At 73.1% G+C, this 16081-nt stretch carries 15 protein-coding genes; 7 read left to right on the forward strand and 8 right to left on the reverse strand.

Going from position 1 to position 16081, the window contains the following annotated elements:
- Positions 1 to 3 precede the first annotated feature (3 nt).
- Positions 4 to 1125, forward strand: coding sequence for a GuaB3 family IMP dehydrogenase-related protein (locus AB0H64_RS16640; protein ID WP_357624686.1), 1122 nt, complete (start codon positions 4 to 6; stop codon positions 1123 to 1125).
- A 67-nt stretch (positions 1126 to 1192) separates the two neighbouring features.
- On the opposite strand, the gene AB0H64_RS16645 is transcribed toward AB0H64_RS16640, so the two are convergent.
- Entirely contained in the window at positions 1193 to 1678 is a 486-nt protein-coding gene (locus AB0H64_RS16645; RefSeq protein ID WP_357624688.1) for a pyridoxamine 5'-phosphate oxidase family protein, read from the reverse strand.
- Positions 1679 to 1689: 11 nt separating this feature from the next.
- Positions 1690 to 3123: an MFS transporter gene (locus AB0H64_RS16650; RefSeq protein ID WP_357624691.1), complete on the reverse strand. Its 1434-nt coding sequence runs from the start codon at positions 3121 to 3123 to the stop codon at positions 1690 to 1692.
- Positions 3124 to 3287: 164 nt separating this feature from the next.
- Here AB0H64_RS16650 and AB0H64_RS16655 point away from each other — a divergent pair, with 164 nt between their 5' ends.
- The gene (locus AB0H64_RS16655) at positions 3288 to 4481 is read left to right on the forward strand and encodes an alpha/beta hydrolase (RefSeq protein ID WP_357624694.1); all 1194 of its coding nucleotides are present in this window, start codon (positions 3288 to 3290) and stop codon (positions 4479 to 4481) included.
- Positions 4482 to 4484: 3 nt separating this feature from the next.
- Here the strand turns inward: AB0H64_RS16655 and AB0H64_RS16660 are convergent, their stop codons facing one another.
- Positions 4485 to 5051, reverse strand: a complete 567-nt coding sequence (locus tag AB0H64_RS16660; RefSeq protein WP_357624696.1) for a hypothetical protein — start codon at positions 5049 to 5051, stop codon at positions 4485 to 4487.
- Positions 5052 to 5152: 101 nt separating this feature from the next.
- Between AB0H64_RS16660 and AB0H64_RS16665 the strand changes: the two genes are divergently transcribed.
- Positions 5153 to 5923 (forward strand): aminoglycoside phosphotransferase family protein, encoded by a 771-nt coding sequence (locus AB0H64_RS16665; RefSeq protein WP_357624699.1) that lies wholly within the window; start codon positions 5153 to 5155, stop codon positions 5921 to 5923.
- 9 nt (positions 5924 to 5932) lie between these two features.
- Here AB0H64_RS16665 and AB0H64_RS16670 read toward each other — a convergent pair whose 3' ends face one another.
- From AB0H64_RS16670 to AB0H64_RS16685, 4 genes are all read right to left on the reverse strand, one after another.
- Positions 5933 to 6757 carry a class II fructose-bisphosphate aldolase gene (locus AB0H64_RS16670; RefSeq protein WP_357624700.1) on the reverse strand — a complete coding sequence of 275 codons (825 nt, stop codon included), beginning with the start codon at positions 6755 to 6757 and terminating at the stop codon, positions 5933 to 5935.
- 66 nt (positions 6758 to 6823) lie between these two features.
- Positions 6824 to 7732, reverse strand: coding sequence for a 1-phosphofructokinase family hexose kinase (locus AB0H64_RS16675; protein ID WP_357624703.1), 909 nt, complete (start codon positions 7730 to 7732; stop codon positions 6824 to 6826).
- A complete protein-coding gene (nagA, locus tag AB0H64_RS16680; protein WP_357624706.1) occupies positions 7729 to 8865 on the reverse strand; it encodes an N-acetylglucosamine-6-phosphate deacetylase in 1137 nt (378 codons plus the stop codon). Before nagA ends, AB0H64_RS16675 begins: the two co-directional genes overlap by 4 nt.
- Positions 8862 to 9734 (reverse strand): SIS domain-containing protein, encoded by an 873-nt coding sequence (locus AB0H64_RS16685; RefSeq protein WP_357624708.1) that lies wholly within the window; start codon positions 9732 to 9734, stop codon positions 8862 to 8864. Before AB0H64_RS16685 ends, nagA begins: the two co-directional genes overlap by 4 nt.
- 134 nt (positions 9735 to 9868) lie before the next feature.
- Between AB0H64_RS16685 and AB0H64_RS16690 the strand changes: the two genes are divergently transcribed.
- The 4 genes from AB0H64_RS16690 (at position 9869) to AB0H64_RS16705 (ending at position 14054) form a co-directional block, all read left to right on the forward strand.
- A complete protein-coding gene (locus AB0H64_RS16690) occupies positions 9869 to 10639 on the forward strand; it encodes a DeoR/GlpR family DNA-binding transcription regulator (protein ID WP_357624711.1) in 771 nt (256 codons plus the stop codon).
- Positions 10640 to 10754: 115 nt separating this feature from the next.
- Positions 10755 to 12491: a glycerol-3-phosphate dehydrogenase/oxidase gene (locus AB0H64_RS16695; protein WP_357624713.1), complete on the forward strand. Its 1737-nt coding sequence runs from the start codon at positions 10755 to 10757 to the stop codon at positions 12489 to 12491.
- A 158-nt stretch (positions 12492 to 12649) separates the two neighbouring features.
- On the forward strand, positions 12650 to 12958 hold the full coding sequence (locus AB0H64_RS16700; RefSeq protein WP_310708449.1) for a MiAMP1 family antimicrobial peptide: 309 nt from the start codon (positions 12650 to 12652) through the stop codon (positions 12956 to 12958).
- A 178-nt stretch (positions 12959 to 13136) separates the two neighbouring features.
- Positions 13137 to 14054, forward strand: coding sequence for a TIGR03619 family F420-dependent LLM class oxidoreductase (locus AB0H64_RS16705; RefSeq protein WP_357624716.1), 918 nt, complete (start codon positions 13137 to 13139; stop codon positions 14052 to 14054).
- 8 nt (positions 14055 to 14062) lie between these two features.
- On the opposite strand, the gene AB0H64_RS16710 is transcribed toward AB0H64_RS16705, so the two are convergent.
- Positions 14063 to 16066: a beta-propeller domain-containing protein gene (locus AB0H64_RS16710; RefSeq protein ID WP_357624719.1), complete on the reverse strand. Its 2004-nt coding sequence runs from the start codon at positions 16064 to 16066 to the stop codon at positions 14063 to 14065.
- Between the last annotated feature and the right edge of the window lie 15 nt (positions 16067 to 16081).

Here is a 16081-nt window from a genome sequence, read left to right on the forward strand (position 1 = left end):
TCCATGACTCAGCAGGTGGAGATCGGCCGGGGGAAGACGGGACGGCGGGCGTACGCGCTCGACGAGATCGGCCTCGTCCCCTCGCGGCGCACGCGTGACCCGGAGGAGGTCTCGATCGCCTGGCAGATCGACGCCTACCGGTTCGAGCTGCCGGTCGTGGTCGCCCCCATGGACAGCGTGGTGTCGCCCGCCACCGCGATCGAGATCGGCCGGCTCGGCGGCCTGGCCCCGCTCGACCTCGAAGGGCTGTGGACGCGCTACGAGGACCCGGCGCCGCTGCTGGAGGAGTGCTCCGGGCTGGACGCCGAGGCGGCGACCAAGAGGCTGCAGGAGATCTACACGGCGCCGATCAAGGAAGAGCTGATCGGCCGGCGCATCGAGGAGATCCGCGCCTCCGGCGTGACGACGGCCGTGCGGCTCTCGCCGCAGCGCACCGTCCAGTACCACAAGGCCGTGATCGACGCGGGCGTCGACATCTTCGTCATCCGCGGCACCACGGTCTCCGCCGAGCACGTGTCGGGCCGGGCCGAGCCGCTCAACCTCAAGCAGTTCATCTACGAGCTGGACGTGCCGGTCATCGTGGGTGGTTGCGCCACGTACACGGCCGCGCTGCACCTCATGCGCACGGGCGCGGCGGGCGTGCTCGTCGGGTTCGGCGGCGGCGCCTCGCACACCACGCGCAACGTGCTGGGCGTGGCCGTGCCGATGGCCACCGCCGTCTCCGACGTCGCCGCGGCCCGCCGCGACTACCTCGACGAGTCGGGCGGCCGCTACGTGCACGTGATCGCCGACGGCGGCATGGGCACCTCGGGCGACATCGCCAAGGCCATCGCCTGCGGCGCCGACGCCGTCATGGTGGGCTCGCCGCTGGCCCGCGCCACCGAGGCGCCCGGCCACGGCTACCACTGGGGCTCGGAGGCGCACCACCCCGATCTGCCGCGCGGGCGCCGCGTCAAGTTCGACACGGTGGGCACGCTGGAGCAGATCCTGCACGGGCCGTCGAGTGTCGCCGACGGGTCGATGAACCTCATGGGCGCGCTCAAGCGGACGATGGCGTCGACGGGCTACTCCGACATCAAGGAGTTCCAGCGCGTCGAGGTGGTCGTCGCCCCGATCCAGCCCTGACCCGTCCGCCTTCCCCGCCGGTTCACGTGCCGGCGGGGGCGGCAGGCGGATGGCTGGAACGTTCAGGTCACCCCGGGAGGTCGTCCCGCCAGATCACGCTGTGCAGGTCGGTGCCCCGGATGACCTGGACCCGCCACGGCGTCAGCCGCAGCACGTGGAGCTTCGGGTCGTCGACGCCCTTCCAGAAGGCGCCCAGGTCGTAGCCGGCGCCCGGCGGGCTGCCGTTGGCGTACAGGTCCCAGACGTGGCGGCCGATCTCCCGGTCGGTGACCCACTCGGCGACGGCGTCGACGCTCACCGCGTTCTGGCGCGGACTCCAGTACGAGAACGTGGTGTGCGGGTTGCCCGCCAGGTGGGCGGCCTTGACGGGCGTCCGGTACGTGGCCAGCCAGCCGAGCGGGCGGCCGTCCACCACCTCCCAGATGGGAATGAGCACCCGGGCCCGGGGCCGTCCCTTGGCGTCCACGGTGGTCATCGTGGCGTAGACGATGTCGCCGATGTAGGCGTTGAACTGGGGCTCGATCGCCGCGAAAGATCGCGTCCTGGAGGCCATCGCCATCCTCCTCAGGCCGATGCCCGCGCGGGGGCGGGCTCGGCGGTCTCGGACGCGGGCCGGCGGGCGCCGCGCAGGCCGAAGGCGGTGACCAGGACGGCCAGCACCGCGGCGGCCACGGGGACGGCGAGGGCCGCCCGGATCGCGTCGAGCCTGGCCTCGGGGCCGGTGGCGTCGCCGAGCGCGGCGACGCTCACGGCGGTGACGGCCGCCAGCCCGAGGGCGGTGCCGAACTGGAAGGCGGTGTAGAGCAGGCCGCCGGCCAGACCGTGCTCGTGCTCGTCCACGCCTTCCGTGGCGGCCATGGTCAGCGGCCCGTACGCCAGGGAGAACGACAGCCCGAGCAGCAGCATGGTCGGGAACATGGCGGCGTACGTCCAGTCGTTCCCGACCGGCAGGAACAGCGCGTACGCGATGGCGGCCAGCGCCAGCCCGCCGAACAGCACCCGCGCGTTGCCGAGCCTGTTGACCAGCCACGGTGTCACGGTCGGGGCCAGGACGGTGTCGATGCCGATCACCAGCATGGCGAGGCCGGTCTGGATGGTGCTCCAGCCGCGCAGCTCCTGGAGGTAGAGGGTGGCCAGGAACTGGAACCCGGCGAACGAGGCCAGGAAGAGCAGCGCGCCGAGGTTGGCGCGGACGAGCGGCGCCGATCGCAGGATGCCGAGCCGGACGAGGGGGTCGGCCGAGCGCCGCTCGATCACGACGAACGCCGCCAGCAGCGCCAGTCCCGCCGCGAACGTCGCGACGGTGCCCCCCATGCCCTGGCCGGGATGCTCCAGCCGGATCACCCCGTAGACCAGCAGCAGCATCGAGCCGGTGATGGCGAAGGCACCGGCCAGGTCGAAGCCGCCCCGCTGCCGCTCGCGCGAGTCCTTGACCAGCGGGATGGCCGCCGCCAGGATCAGCGCGGACAGCACGACCGGGGCGAAGAACACCCATCGCCAGCCGAGCGCGGCCAGCAACCCGCCGGCGACCAGGCCGAGGGAGAAGCCGCCCGCGGCGATGCCCGCGTACACGCCGAGCGCCTTGGTGCGCCGGGGACCCTCGGGGAAGTTGCCGGTGAGCAGCGCCAGCCCGGCAGGCGCCATGAACGCCGCCGCCACGCCCGTGACGAACCGGGCGACCAGCAGCGTCCATCCCTCGGTGGCCAGGCCGCCGAGCCCCGAGAACGCCAGGAAGACCGTGAGCCAGGTCAGGAACATCCGGCGCCGGCCCAGCAGGTCGGCGGCCCGCCCGCCGAGCAGCATGAACCCGCCGTAGCCCAGCACGTACGCCGAGACGACGCCGCTGAGCACCTCCGTGGACAGGCCGAGGTCGGCCCGGATCGCCGGCAACGCCACGTTGAGCATGGCCACGTCGATGCCTTCGAGGAAGACGGCGCCGGCGAGGACGAGCAGGACGCCCCAGGAGCGCGCGTCCATGCGTTCGGTGGATGAGGACATGAGGGCCTTCCGCAATTTTGGTTCTTTTCAGTAACTAGCAGCATCTTTCGTCACCGGCGCCATGCAGGGAAGACGGCACTTTCAACTCACTCGGTTACCGCGAAGTCACCGTCTCCATCCTGGTTACGTGCTGCGTATATACACCGCGTATATACACTGTGGTTATGAACATGTCTCGCATGTCCGGCATGGCGGCTGGGGTTCTGGTCCTGGTGACGTCCGCCTGCCTGACGTCCCCCGCGAACGCGGCACCGTCCACGACCGCGGCCACGCCGGCGACCGGCGTCCGGGCGGTCACGCCCGCTCTGGTCAAGCCGACCGGGCCGCACGCGGTCGGCACCACGTCCCTGTACCTGAAGGACACCTCGCGCCCCGACCCCTGGGTCCCCACGGCGAAGGCCAGGGAGCTCATGGTGTCCCTGTGGTATCCGGCCGCGTCGCCGGGTAAGCGACGGGCCCCGTACATGACGGCGAAGGAGTCCGAAGCCCTGCTGAAGGACGGCGGTATCACCGGCGTTCCTCTTGACGTGCTGAGCAGGACGCGGACCAACGCCTTCACCGACGCGCGGCCCGCGGGGCGCGGGCACGGCCAGCCGCTCGTCGTCCTCTCTCCCGGCTTCAGCAAGCCCCGCGCCACGCTCACCGGCCTGGCCGAGGACCTGGCCAGCAGGGGCTACGCGGTCGCCGCGATCGACCACACGTACGAGAACGTCGCCACGACCTTCCCCGACGGGCGGGTCACCGACTGCGTCGCCTGCGAGGGCGACCACGACCCGGCGTTCTGGAAGAAGCTGGGCAAGGGGCGGGCGGCCGACGTCTCCTTCGTGCTCGACGAGCTGACCAGGAAGGGCGGCAAGCTCGCCGCACTCATCGACCCGTCCAGGATCGCGATGGCCGGGCACTCCGCCGGAGGCGCGAGCACCCTCGACGCGATGGTGCGGGACTCCCGGCTGCGCGCGGGGATCGACATCGACGGCACCACGGAAGGCCCGATCCCGGAGGGCGGCCTGTCGCGGCCCTTCATGTTCCTGGGCAAGCCGGCCACGTACACGCCGGGATCCGGCGGCGCCGCCAGCTGGGAGAACGACTGGAAGCTGCTCACCGGGTGGAAGCGCTGGCTCCTGGTGACGGGTACGGTGCACGCGTCCTTCACCGACGTCGGGCTGCTGGCCGACCAGTTCGGCGTCGAGATCGGCGCCGAACTGTCCGGGGCCCGCTCGACCAAGGTCACCCGCGCCTATGTCGGTGCCTTCTTCGACCGTCACCTGCGCGGCGAGCGGGAGCCCCTGCTGGACAAGGCGTCGGCGCGCTACCCCGAGGTCAAGTTCTGCGCCCCGGAGACGAAGACCTGCGCCTGAGGCTCATTCGAGGTTCGTGTGGCGTGACCGCGACATCTCCGCCGATTCGGACCGGTGCGCCCGGACCCGGTTGGTGATCAGGTCGGCCAGGACGAAGAGGGCGATCTCGTAGGCGCTCCCCATGGGCAGCACGGCCGCCGAGTCCCGGTCGTCGGCCATGGTCTGCGCCCTGATCCGGACGACCCGATCCGCCCGGCCGGCGGGCGGGTGCCGCGGCTGGGCCGTCAGGTACAGCAGGCCGGCGCCCACCCGCACGGCCACGCCGGCCAGCGCCTCCACCGTGGACAGCCGGCCGGGGCCACAGGACAGGACGACGAGGTCGCCCTTCCCCACGGCCGGGCAGGTCATCTCGCCGGCGTAGTGGGCGTCCAGCCCGGCGTGGAACAGCCGCATCACCAGCCCGCGCAGCGCCAGGCCCTCCCGGCCGGGCGCGTAGCAGACGATCCGGCGCGCCGCGAGCAGCTCCCCGGCGATCGCGTCGAGCTCGGCCTCGGGCACGCTCCCGACCGCGGCGGCGATCTCGTCCACGGCGCGCCCGGCGTCCCCGGCAAGCCGGTCGTACGTCGTCATGGCGCCCTCCTCGCTCGGCCCCCTCCTCCAGTCTCCCCGGGCCGGTCTCCACAGCTCCGGACGGCCCGCCGCGAGCGGCTCCGTCGCCTACCATCCCGGGTGTGGATCTTCAGTGGACGCACAACCTGGAGCTGCTGGACGACCGGGTCGTCAAGCGGTACACCGGCGACGACCCGGAGGCGGCCGAGCGGGAGTGGCGGGCGCTGACGCTGCTGGCCGAGCACGCGCCGGGGCTGGCACCGGCGCCGATCGCGTTCGACGGGTCGGTGACGATGTCCCGCCTCGCCGGGGTCTCGCTGCGGTCGGTGCCGGACGCCGGGGCGTACGCGGGGCACCTGGCGCGGGCCGCGGGCGAGCTGCACGCGGCGGTGCCGCGCGACGTGCTCGCCCGCCTGCCCGAACGTCCCTGGCACCTCGCCCCGCTGGCCGCCCAGGTGCGGGAGTGGTGCGCCCGCTGGACTCCCCGCGAGCCGCTCGCCGACCAGGCCGTCCGCGAGGGGGCTCGCTGGCTGGAGGGGTGGCGGCCCGGCGAGGAGGGCGTGACGCCGGTGTTCGGCGCGGGCGACGGCAACCTGGCGAACTTCCTCTGGGACGGTGTCCGGGTGCGGATCGTCGACTTCGAGGAGTCGGGGCGGAGCGACCGCGCCTTCGAGCTGTCCGAGATCTCCCAGCACGTGTCGATGTGGGTGGACGGGGAGGTGGACGTCCTGGCCCACGTCGAGCTGTCCCCGGCCGAGGAGCGGCGCCTGGCCGGGTGCCGGCGGTTGCACGCGCTGATGTGGCTGTTCCTGCTGTCCCCCGAGGGGCCGCGCAACCCGCCCGGCACGTTCCGGCGGCAGGCCGGGCGGGTGCTGCACTGCTTGGGCGGCTGAGCCGCGAGGTCACTCGCCGAGGACGCCCAGCAGGTGGATGACCTCGCGGGTGACCGCGTCGCGGCCCGCCCGCACGTACTTGCGGGGGTCCACGACCTTCGCGTCGTGCGTCAGGTGGTCGCGGATGGCGCCGGTGAACGCCTTGTTCAGGTGCGTCGCGATGTTGATCTTCTTCATGCCCTGTCGTACGGCGGCCTGGAGGGTGTCGTCGGGCACCCCCGACGAGCCGTGCAGGACCAGCGGCACCGGCACCGCGTCGCGCAGCTCGGCGATGAGGTCCAGGTCGAGCACGGCGTCCTTGGTGGTCATGGCGTGGGAGGTGCCCACGGCCACGGCCAGGGCGTCCACGCCGGTGCGCGCCACGTAGTCCACGGCCTCGTGCGGCTTGGTGCGGGCGCCCGGGGCGTGCACGCCGTCCTTGCCCCCGACCTCGCCCAGCTCGGCCTCCACCCACACGCCGCGCTCGTGGCACCAGGCGGCGACGGCGGCGGTGGCGGCCACGTTCTCCTCGTCGGGCAGTGCCGAGGCGTCGAACATCACCGACCCGATGCCCAGCTCCACCGCCTCCTCGACCAGTGCCCGGTCGGTGGCGTGGTCGAGGTGGACGGCCACCGGCACGGCGGCGTGACGGGCGACCGCGAGCGAGGCCAGGGCGATGGGCTCCAGGGCGCCGTGGTAGCGGACGCAGTTCTCGCTGATCTGGAGCACCACGGGCAGGCCGAGCGCCTCGGCTCCGGCGGCGATCGCGGTGGCGTGTTCGAGCTGGATGACGTTGAAGGCACCCACCCCCGCGGGGGACGCGCGGACGATGTCGCCGGTGGTGGCGAGAGGCATGGCGGGCTCCTCCTGGATCAGGCTCAGGTGATCTCGACGGTTCAGGCGATCTGGCGGTTCAGGCGATCAGGTGATCTCGATGAGAGGGCGCGTCCTGGCGTAGACGTCGCGGTCGAAGTCGCCGGCCACCGGGGCGGCCACGGCGGCCGCGCCCAGCGCCGCGGCCGTGCGGAGCCGTTCGGGCCACGCGGCGCCCTCGACCAGCCCGAGCACGAGCCCCGCCACCAGTGAGTCACCGGCTCCCGTCGGGTTGCCCTCCACCCGGTACGGCATGCGGGCCCGGAACGTGCCCTCGGGCGTGACCGCGTACACGCCCTCCTCGCCGAGCGAGACGACGACGGACTCGGCCCCGCGGGCCCGCAGGTGCTCGGCCCCCTCGACGGGGTGGTCGTGCGGCGGCACGGCCCGGGCCAGCTCGTGGACGTTGGGCTTGACGATCGCGGGCCGGCCGGCCGGGGCGTGGCGGAGCGCCTCCCCGTCGGCGTCGACGATGGCGGGCACCCCGTGCTCGGCGGCCAGGGCGGCCAGCGTCGCGTACGTGCCGGCCGGGACGCCGCGGGGCAGGCTGCCCGACAGGACCACGGCGTCCGCCCGCTCCAGCAGCGACGCGTACACCCGGCCGAATTCCCGCAGCTCCGCCACCGACACCTCAGGGCCGGGCTCGTTGAACAGCGCCGCCCCGCCGGGGCCGCCCGTGACGGCCAGTGTCGTACGGGACTCGGCGGCGATGGGGACCAGCGCCCGGGGCAGCCCGGCAGCCTCCAGGTCGGCCTCGACGGCCTGCCCGACAGGACCGCCCACCAGGCCGGTGACCAGCACCTCCTGGCCGAGGCCGTGCAGGACGCGGGCCACGTTGACGCCCTTGCCGCCGGCCCGCCGGTGGACGGCTCGCACCCGGTTGACCCCGGCCCAGTCGACCTCGGGCACCTGGTAGGTGACGTCGAGGGCGGCGTTGAGCGTCACGGTGAGGATCATCGGGGCTCCGTCAGCCAGGCGCCGCGCCTCATGACGCCGGCCACCTCCAGCTCGTCGGTCAGGACGACCAGGTCGGCGGTCTTGCCGGCGGCGATGGAGCCGAGCTCACCGTCGAGCCCCAGCACGCGTGCCGGGGTGAGGGAGGCGGCCACGGACGCCTCGGACAGCGTCAGGCCCACCTCGGTGACGGAGCGCCGGAAGGCGACGTCCATGGTGAGCGTGCTGCCCGCGATCGTGCCGCCCTCGGCCAGCCGGGCGACGCCGCCGGACACGGTCACGCGCAGCGCGCCGAGCACGTAGTCGCCGTCGCCCATCCCGGCCGCCGACATCGCGTCGGTGACCAGCGCCGTCCGGCCCGGCCCGGCCACCGAGCAGGCCAGCCGCAGCATGGCCGGGTGCACGTGCACGCCGTCGTTGACCAGCTCGACCGTCACCCGCTCGTCCTGAAGGAGCGCGGCGACCGGGCCGGGGGAGCGGTGGCCGAGCGGCGGCAGCGCGTTGTAGAGGTGGGTGGCCACGCTCGCCCCGGCGTCGATGCCGTCGAGGGTCTGCTCGTAGGTGGCGTCGCTGTGGCCGAGGGCGGCGAGCACGCCGTGGTCGCGGGCCGCGCGCACGGTGTCGAGCGCCCCGGGCAGCTCCGGCGCGATCGTCAGCATGCGGACGTGGCCGCGGCCCGCCTTCACCAGCCGCTCGAACTCACGCGGCGACGGCTCGCGCAGCAGCGCCGGGTCGTGCGCGCCGCAGCGGGCCGTGGAGATGTACGGGCCCTCGAAGTGCAGGCCGGCGAGCAGGCCGTCGTCGCACAGGTCGGCCAGCGACGACGCGGCGGCCTCCAGGTCGGCCACGGCGGCCGTGACCAGGCTGGCCACCAGGGTCGTGGTGCCGTGGCGCCGGTGCAGCTCCACGGCGGCCCGCGCGCCGTCCTGGTCACCGGTGGGGAAGGAGCCGCCCGCGCCGCCGTGGTTGTGGATGTCGACGAATCCGGGGACGACGTACCGGCCGCCCAGGCTGTGGCCGGCGCGCGGCGCGCGGCCGTGGCCGACGTGCGTGATGCGGCCGTCCTCGATGGCCAGCCAGCCGTCGTGGATGCCTTCGGGGGTGACGACGCGGGCGTCGGCGAGAGTGAGGCTCATGAAGAAAGGATCACAGATCGGGTGAGGTGCAGGGGCTCGTCCGGGTCGAGGCCGCGGGCCGTGGCGCGGGCGACCGCGACGCGCTGGGCGCGGACCAGCTCGGCCATCGGGTCGAGCCCGCTCTCGTGGAACGCGCCGCCGGTGGCCTCCACCTGCTCGCGCAGCCCGTCGGGTGCCTTGCCGAGCATCCAGGTGACGCGGCCGGGCCCGGCGATGCTGATCGGGCCGTGACGGTACTCCATCGCCGGGTACGCCTCGGTCCAGGAGCGCGACGCCTCGCGCATCTTCAGCGCGGCCTCCTGCGCCAGGCCGACCGACCAGCCGGCGCCGAGGAAGCTGAACTGCTCCGCCTCCACGAGCGCGGGGTCGAGGGGCGAGGCCAGCACGTGCTCGGCGTCGGCGATGGCCGGGCCGAGGTCCTCGCCGAGGCTGGCGCGCAGCATCGCGAGCTGGGTGGTGGCGAACCGGGTCTGCACGACGGACCGCTCGTCGGCGTAGTCGAGCACGATCACCTGGCCGGCGGCGGTCATGATGGGAGTGTCGGGGTCGGCGGTGATGGCCGTGGTGGGCGAGCCGGTCCTGTTCAGGAACTCCAGGACCTCGGTCGTGGTGCCGGAGCGGCTCAGCGCGACGACGCGGTCGTAGCGGCGGCCGGTGGGGGCCTCGGAGGCGGCGAACGCGTCGGTCTCGCCCTGCCCGGCCCGCTCGCGCAGGGCCGCGTACGCCATGGCGATGAACCAGGAGGTGCCGCACCCGACGACGGCGACGCGTTCGCCGGGGACGGGCAGCGCGCCCGCGGGCACGTCGGCGACGGCGCGACGCCAGCACTCCGGCTGGGAGGCGATCTCGGCTTCGGTGTGGGTGGTCACCAGTTACCTCCCGGGTGCGGGGTTTGCGTGTTCCTGTGCTTTTTATAGCAGAAAAGAGCATAATTGTGCAGGTGTGTGCTGCGTAGGCTCCGGTGTGCCACCCTTGCTGCTGACGGAGCCCCGAGGAGGCGCGCGTGTCCCGATACGACCGGTGGAACGCCATTCTTGAGCTGCTCGCTCAGGAGGGCCGCCTGTCCGTCGAGGAGGCCGCCCAGGCGCTCGACGTCTCCGCGGCGACCATCCGGCGCGACTTCGACCAGCTCTCCGAGCAGCAGATGCTCATGCGCACGCGGGGCGGCGCGGTGGCGCAGAGCGTCAGCTACGACCTGCCGCTGCGCTACAAGACCGCCCGGCACGCCGACGCCAAGCACCGCATCGCGGCCGCCGCCGCCTCGCTCGTCTCCGCCGGCGCCGTGGTCGGCATGAACGGCGGCACCACCACCTCCGAGCTGGCCCGCGCGCTGGCCACCAGCACCGCTCTGGAGTCCGGCTTCACGGTCGTCACCAACGCGCTCAACATCGCCGCCGAGCTCACCGTCCGCCGGCACGTCAAGATCGTGGTCACGGGCGGGGTGGCGCGGCAGCAGTCGTACGAGCTGATCGGGCCGCTCGCCACGGGCGTCCTGGAGCAGGTGACGCTGGACGTGGCCTTCCTCGGCGTCGACGCGATCGACGTCGAGCTCGGGGCCTCGGCCCACCACGAGGGCGAGGCGAGCGTCAACCACCTGCTCATCAGCCGGGCCCGGCAGGTGGTGGCCGTGGCCGACTCCTCGAAGGTCGGCGGCCGGGCGTTCTCCCGGATCTGCGCCATCGGCGAGATCGACACGCTCGTCACCGACGACGGGCTCCCCGACGACCAGGCCGCCCGGCTCACCGACGCAGGCGTCAAGGTCGTCCGCGCCTAGCGTTCCGAGCGGGCGGCCGGTGTGGCGAGGGCGACTTTCCCCGGCGTTACATGCCCTTCCCCCTGCGGGTAGGTATGGGAGCGCAACGGATGCAGGCCGTACACCAGGGAGAGCTATGACGGCGGGAAGGGGCGTGGCCCGGCTCGGGCCCGCCGAGCGGACGGCGGCGCTCGCCCGGATGAGCGCCGAGGAGCTGGACGTCGTGGTGGTGGGGGGTGGTGTGGTCGGAGCGGGGATCGCGCTCGACGCCGCGACCCGCGGCCTCGACGTGGGAGTGGTGGAGGCGCGCGACTTCGCCTCCGGTACGTCCTCCCGCTCCTCCAAGCTGATCCACGGCGGCCTCCGCTACCTGGAGCAGCTCAACTTCGAGCTCGTCCGCGAGGCGTTGCAGGAGCGCTCCCTGCTGCTCCAGCGCATCGCGCCGCACCTGGTGCGGCCGGTGCCGTTCCTCTTCCCGATGACGCACCTCGGGTGGGAGCGGCCGTACGTGGGGGCCGGGGTCGCGCTGTACGACATGCTCGGCTTCGCCTCCGGGCTCACCCGCGGCGTGCCGGGCCACCGGCACCTGTCCCGGTCCAGGGCGCTGCGGCTCGCGCCCGCGCTGAAGCGCACCGCGTTCACCGGCGCCGTGCAGTACTGGGACGCCCAGGTCGACGACGCCCGCTACGTGATGACCCTGCTGCGCACGGCCGCCGGCTACGGCGCGCACGTCGCGCCGCGGGCCCAGGTCGTCGGGTTCCTGCGCGAGGGGGAGCGGGTCACCGGGGTGCGGGTGTGCGACCTGGAGAGCGGCGACGAGTTCGAGATCCGCGCCCAGCAGGTCGTCAACGCCACCGGCGTGTGGACCGACGACATCCAGGAGCTGGTCGGCGGCCGGGGGCAGATCCACGTCCGCGCCTCCAAGGGCATCCACCTGGTGGTGCCGCGCGACCGCATCCACTCCTACACCGGGATCATCCTGCGTACCGAGAAGTCGGTGCTGTTCGTCATCCCGTGGGGCCGGCACTGGATCGTCGGGACCACCGACACCGAGTGGACCCTGGACAAGAGCCACCCCGCCGCCTCCCGCGCCGACATCGACTACCTGCTCGACCACGTCAACGAGGTCCTGGCGGTGCCGCTGACCCGCGACGACGTCGAGGGTGTGTACGCGGGGCTGCGCCCCCTGCTGTCGGGCGAGTCCGACGAGACCTCGAAGCTGTCGCGCGAGCACGTCGTCGCCCACCCGGTGCCCGGCCTGGTGATGGTCGCCGGGGGCAAGTACACGACGTACCGGGTCATGGCCGAGGACGCCGTGGACGCCGTCGCGCACGGCCTCGACCAGCGCGTCCCGCGGTCGTGCACCGACCGCATCCCGCTGGCCGGCGCCGAGGGCTACCAGGCCCTGTGGAACTCCCGGCACCGCATCGCCCACGACTCCGGCCTGCACGTGGCCCGCATCGAGCACCTCCTCCAGAGGTACGGCTCGATGATCGACGAGGTGCTGGAGCTGATCCAGGAGGACCGGTCGCTGGCCAGGCCGCTCAACGGCGCCGACGACTACCTGCGCGCGGAGATCGTCTACGCCGCCACCCACGAGGGCGCCCGGCACCTGAACGACGCGCTGACCCGCCGCACCCGCATCTCGATCGAGACGTTCCACCGGGGCAAGGCCGTCGCCCGGGAGGCGGCGGAGCTGATGGCCGGGCCGCTCGGCTGGGACGCGGAGCAGGTCAAGGCGGAGGTCGAGTACTACACCAAGCGGGTGGAGGCCGAGCGGCTCTCCCAGGAGCAGGACACCGACCAGGAGGCCGACGCCATCAGGCTGGGCGCACCGGAGATCGTCCCGGTCGTCGCGCCGGAACACCCCTGACGCGCCCTCCTGTTCGCCTCGGGGGCGGGTGGCGAGGGGGCTCTGACCTGGGCGTTACCTTCTTGGCGTCACCGTAGAAGTCCCTTGCCTCCTCACTGTGCATACAGTTACCGTGTGAATACTCTCAGTGAAGAGAGAGTCGCATCGGGAGGATCACTGTGAAGAGAATCGCCCTCGTTCCCGTCCTCGCGGCCGCCATGGTCGCGATCATGGGCAGCGCCGCCTACGCCTCGCAGTACATCGCCTACGAAGGCCCCGGCTTCACCGGCCGGACGCAGTTCATCGACGCCTGCGGGGTGTCCAACATCGTCTATCACGGGTCCTACAAGTGGTTCGGCGACGGCCAGAGCGGCCGCATGTACAACCAGCCCAACGCGCGCGGCCCGATGCACTTCGAGCTCGCCTCCAACCGCAACGCTGAGCAGCACACCTCCGTCGGCTGGCAGAGCATCTTCATCGTGTGCTGACGACCGTGCGCTGACCCCGCCTCACACATGAGCGGGCCCTTCGGGGGCACAGGGCGTCCGCCGGGCAACGGCTCGGGGGGCGCCCTGCGCGCATGCGCGTCAGGGGCTCCCACGGCATGATCATGGGCGAACGGACGCACGCCGGCGTCGCGGCCGCCCAGCTCCGAAGGAAAGTCTCATGCAGATCGGATTCGCGGTCCCCCAGTACGGCGTCTTCGCCGATCCGGACTTCATCCGGCAGGCCGCCGTGAACCTGGAGAGCATGGGCTACGACAGCCTCTGGGCCGGCGACCGCGTCCTGGTGCCCCTGGAGCCCAGCGACCGGTACCCGGGAGGCGACGGTGAGATCCCCTCGGCGTTCAGGACGTTCTTCGACCCGCTCGCGGCGCTGACCCTGGCGGCCGTCGGCACGCGGAAGGTGCGGCTGGGAACCAGCGCACTCAACGCCCTGTGGCAGCCGCCGGTCGTGCTCGCCCGCGCCCTGGCCTCGCTCGACCTGCTCAGCCACGGACGGCTGGACGTGGGGATCGGCCTCGGCTGGCTGCGTGACGAGTACACAGCCGCCGGGGTGCCGTGGCGGGGCAGGGGGGAGCGGCTGGAGGAGACGCTCGACCTGATGGAGGCCGCCTGGTCGGAGAAGGTGGTGGAGCACGAGGGCCCGCTGTGGCGGGTGCCGCCGTCCCATGTCGACCTGAAGCCGTTCCAGCATCCGCGTCCGCCGATCCTGCTCGCCGGCTTCACCCCGGCGGCCCTGGAGCGGGTCGGCAGGCGGGCCGACGGCTGGCTCGGCGCGGCGATGCCGCCCGCCTACCTGACCTCCCTGTGGGAGGTGGCGCTGCGGGCGGCCGAGCGGGCGGGGCGCGACCCGTCCGCCCTGCGCATGGTGGTGCGCGTCAACCCGGAGATCACCCGGGCGCCGGCACCCGCCGAGCGGGTGCCGCGCGCCGGGACCGTCCGCCAGCTCGGCGACTACGTGCTGGGCCTGGCCGAGCTGGGCGCCCATGAGACGTTCGTGGACGTGCAGCCGACGGCGTCCTCGCGGGAGGAGTTCCTGGACGTGGCGCACGAGCTCGCCGAGGCCCTGCGGGCGGGGTGACGGCTCCGTCAGCCGAACGGGATCCAGGACCGCCGCGCCAGCGAGGCGGCGTCGTTGACCTGGACACCGGTGTCGGAGACCGTCCAGACGGCGTCGCCGATGACCATCGAGCGCTGGATCCCCGGCTGGTAGACGACGTCCGACTGCCGCTTCCTCGGGTGCTCGATCATGCCCACCCGGGTGATCGCGGAGTCGGTGATCTTCAGGACCACCGCGCCGTTCCGCTCGGCGTTCTCGCCGTACGTGTTGAGCGGGAGGACCGCCATGCCGGTCTTGGGCCAGTACAGGAACGCGTGCGGGTCCCACTCGGCCTCCGAGCCGGAGTCCTTCTGGAAGAGCTGCGACAGGCGGCGCGGGGCGGCCGGGTCGCCGACGTCGAACAGCGACACCTGCGTGCCCAGCGTCCGGCCCTTCTCGCTGGCCTCCTGCCCGATGCCGATGAGCCGGCCGTCGCCGGCCGGGTGCAGGTACGCCGAGTAGCCGGTGATCTTCAGCTCGCCGGTCACCTTCGGCGTCGCCGGGTCGCGCAGGTCGAGCGTGTACAACGGGTCCACCTGCTTGAACGTCACGCAGTAGCCGACCGGGCCGATGAAGCGGACCGAGTAGATCCGCTCGCCCTTGCCGAGGCCGCCGACCTGGCCCGTCTCGGCCATGTCGGACGTCCTGAGCACGTGGACGCCGCTGACGCTGCGCTCGCCGTCGCCGGAGGTCACGGTGGTGGCCACACGGAGGTGGCCGTCGTACTCGGACAGGCTGTACTGGTTCAGCAGCCGGCCCGGCACCTTGCCCGACGACGCGTAGACCGGAGCGCCGGGACGCCCGATGTCGAAGCGGTGCACCTCGGTCTCCTCCGGGGGCACCACCGGAGTGCGGGCGGGAGCCGGGGTTCCGGTCACGGTGGGGTCGGCGGGGGTGGGCTCGGTGGGGGTGGGCTCGTCGGCGGGGGCCTGGGCGGTGCCGCTCGGCGGGTCCGGCACCGGCGCCACGTCCTCCATGACCGCCGGGTCGACGGGCCACCAGCGCGGGTTGCTCGCCACGTACAGGCTCTGGCCGGTGCCGTACACGATGTCGCCGTCCGCCGCCAGGGCGATCGGGTCGGTGCCCGCGTCGGTCACGCCCTGGGCCAGGTCGATGGTGTGGACGGCCAGCAGCGAGGCGCCGGTGTAGTCGGCGGGGTGGCTGACCCGCTCGCACGGCACGCTCAGCTCGCGCTTGGCCCCGGAGGCGTCGGCGATCTCCACCTTGGGCAGCCACGCGTCGATCGGCGCCCGCCGGACCGCGGCCTGGTTGAGCTTGCGCCGCTCCGCGTCCGTGGCGTCGTCCTTGGACTGGGGCAGCGCGATGTCCGGCTCGCTGCGGGTGACGAGCCGGACGACCGAGCCGACCATCCGCGCGTCCACGTACCGCCCGCGCGGCCTGATCGTGGACAGCACCTTCGGCTCGCCGGCCAGGTCGACGAGGACGTACCTGGCGTCGCTGGTCATGGGCCGGATCGACTTGAACATGACGTCGCCGCCGCGCAGCAGCACCAGCGCCCGGTCGCCGGACATGAGCAGGTCGGCGGGCACGAAGCCGGGCTCGTCGCCGCCGGTCAGCTTCAGCTTGGCCGTGACCTTCCGCGTCGCGGCGTCGATGACCCGCAGGACGCCCCCGGTGACCGTGACGACCCTGGCGCCGTCGGTCTTGACCAGGTCGGGCTCGTCCACACCCGCCTCGTGGGTGTTGGTGGTGGAGTGCTCCAGCGTGATCGTCGACTTGGCCTCGGGAACGGCCATCGCGGTGTCGCGCCGCGCCATCAGCATGGGGCCGCCGAAGCCCCACGGCCCGACGTTGCGAGCGGCGTGCTCACGCAGGCCGGCCAGCATGTCGTCACAGCCGTTGTACGCCACCAGGCGCACGGCCCCGAGCCGCTGACTGGCGGGGGCCGTGCCGCCGGGCTCCGTGGCGGTGCAGGCGGCGGTGGCCGTGACGAGGGCGAGGGCGGCCGTCGCCGTACGGGACAGGGTCTTCATGACCACCATCACGGA

It is taken from the genome of Nonomuraea sp. NPDC050733, from assembly GCF_040654215.1.
Lineage (GTDB): Bacteria > Actinomycetota > Actinomycetes > Streptosporangiales > Streptosporangiaceae > Nonomuraea.

Excerpts from the sequence above, each read along its gene's own strand:
- AB0H64_RS16640 (WP_357624686.1), top strand. The coding sequence starts at position 4 with ATGACTCAGCAGGTGGAGATCGGCCGGGGGAAGACGGGACGGCGGGCG.
- AB0H64_RS16645 (WP_357624688.1), bottom strand. The coding sequence starts at position 1,678 with ATGGCCTCCAGGACGCGATCTTTCGCGGCGATCGAGCCCCAGTTCAAC.
- AB0H64_RS16650 (WP_357624691.1), bottom strand. The coding sequence starts at position 3,123 with ATGTCCTCATCCACCGAACGCATGGACGCGCGCTCCTGGGGCGTCCTG.
- AB0H64_RS16655 (WP_357624694.1), top strand. The coding sequence starts at position 3,288 with ATGAACATGTCTCGCATGTCCGGCATGGCGGCTGGGGTTCTGGTCCTG.
- AB0H64_RS16660 (WP_357624696.1), bottom strand. The coding sequence starts at position 5,051 with ATGACGACGTACGACCGGCTTGCCGGGGACGCCGGGCGCGCCGTGGAC.
- AB0H64_RS16670 (WP_357624700.1), bottom strand. The coding sequence starts at position 6,757 with ATGCCTCTCGCCACCACCGGCGACATCGTCCGCGCGTCCCCCGCGGGG.
- AB0H64_RS16675 (WP_357624703.1), bottom strand. The coding sequence starts at position 7,732 with ATGATCCTCACCGTGACGCTCAACGCCGCCCTCGACGTCACCTACCAG.
- nagA (WP_357624706.1), bottom strand. The coding sequence starts at position 8,865 with ATGAGCCTCACTCTCGCCGACGCCCGCGTCGTCACCCCCGAAGGCATC.
- AB0H64_RS16695 (WP_357624713.1), top strand. The coding sequence starts at position 10,755 with ATGACGGCGGGAAGGGGCGTGGCCCGGCTCGGGCCCGCCGAGCGGACG.
- AB0H64_RS16705 (WP_357624716.1), top strand. The coding sequence starts at position 13,137 with ATGCAGATCGGATTCGCGGTCCCCCAGTACGGCGTCTTCGCCGATCCG.
- AB0H64_RS16710 (WP_357624719.1), bottom strand. The coding sequence starts at position 16,066 with ATGAAGACCCTGTCCCGTACGGCGACGGCCGCCCTCGCCCTCGTCACG.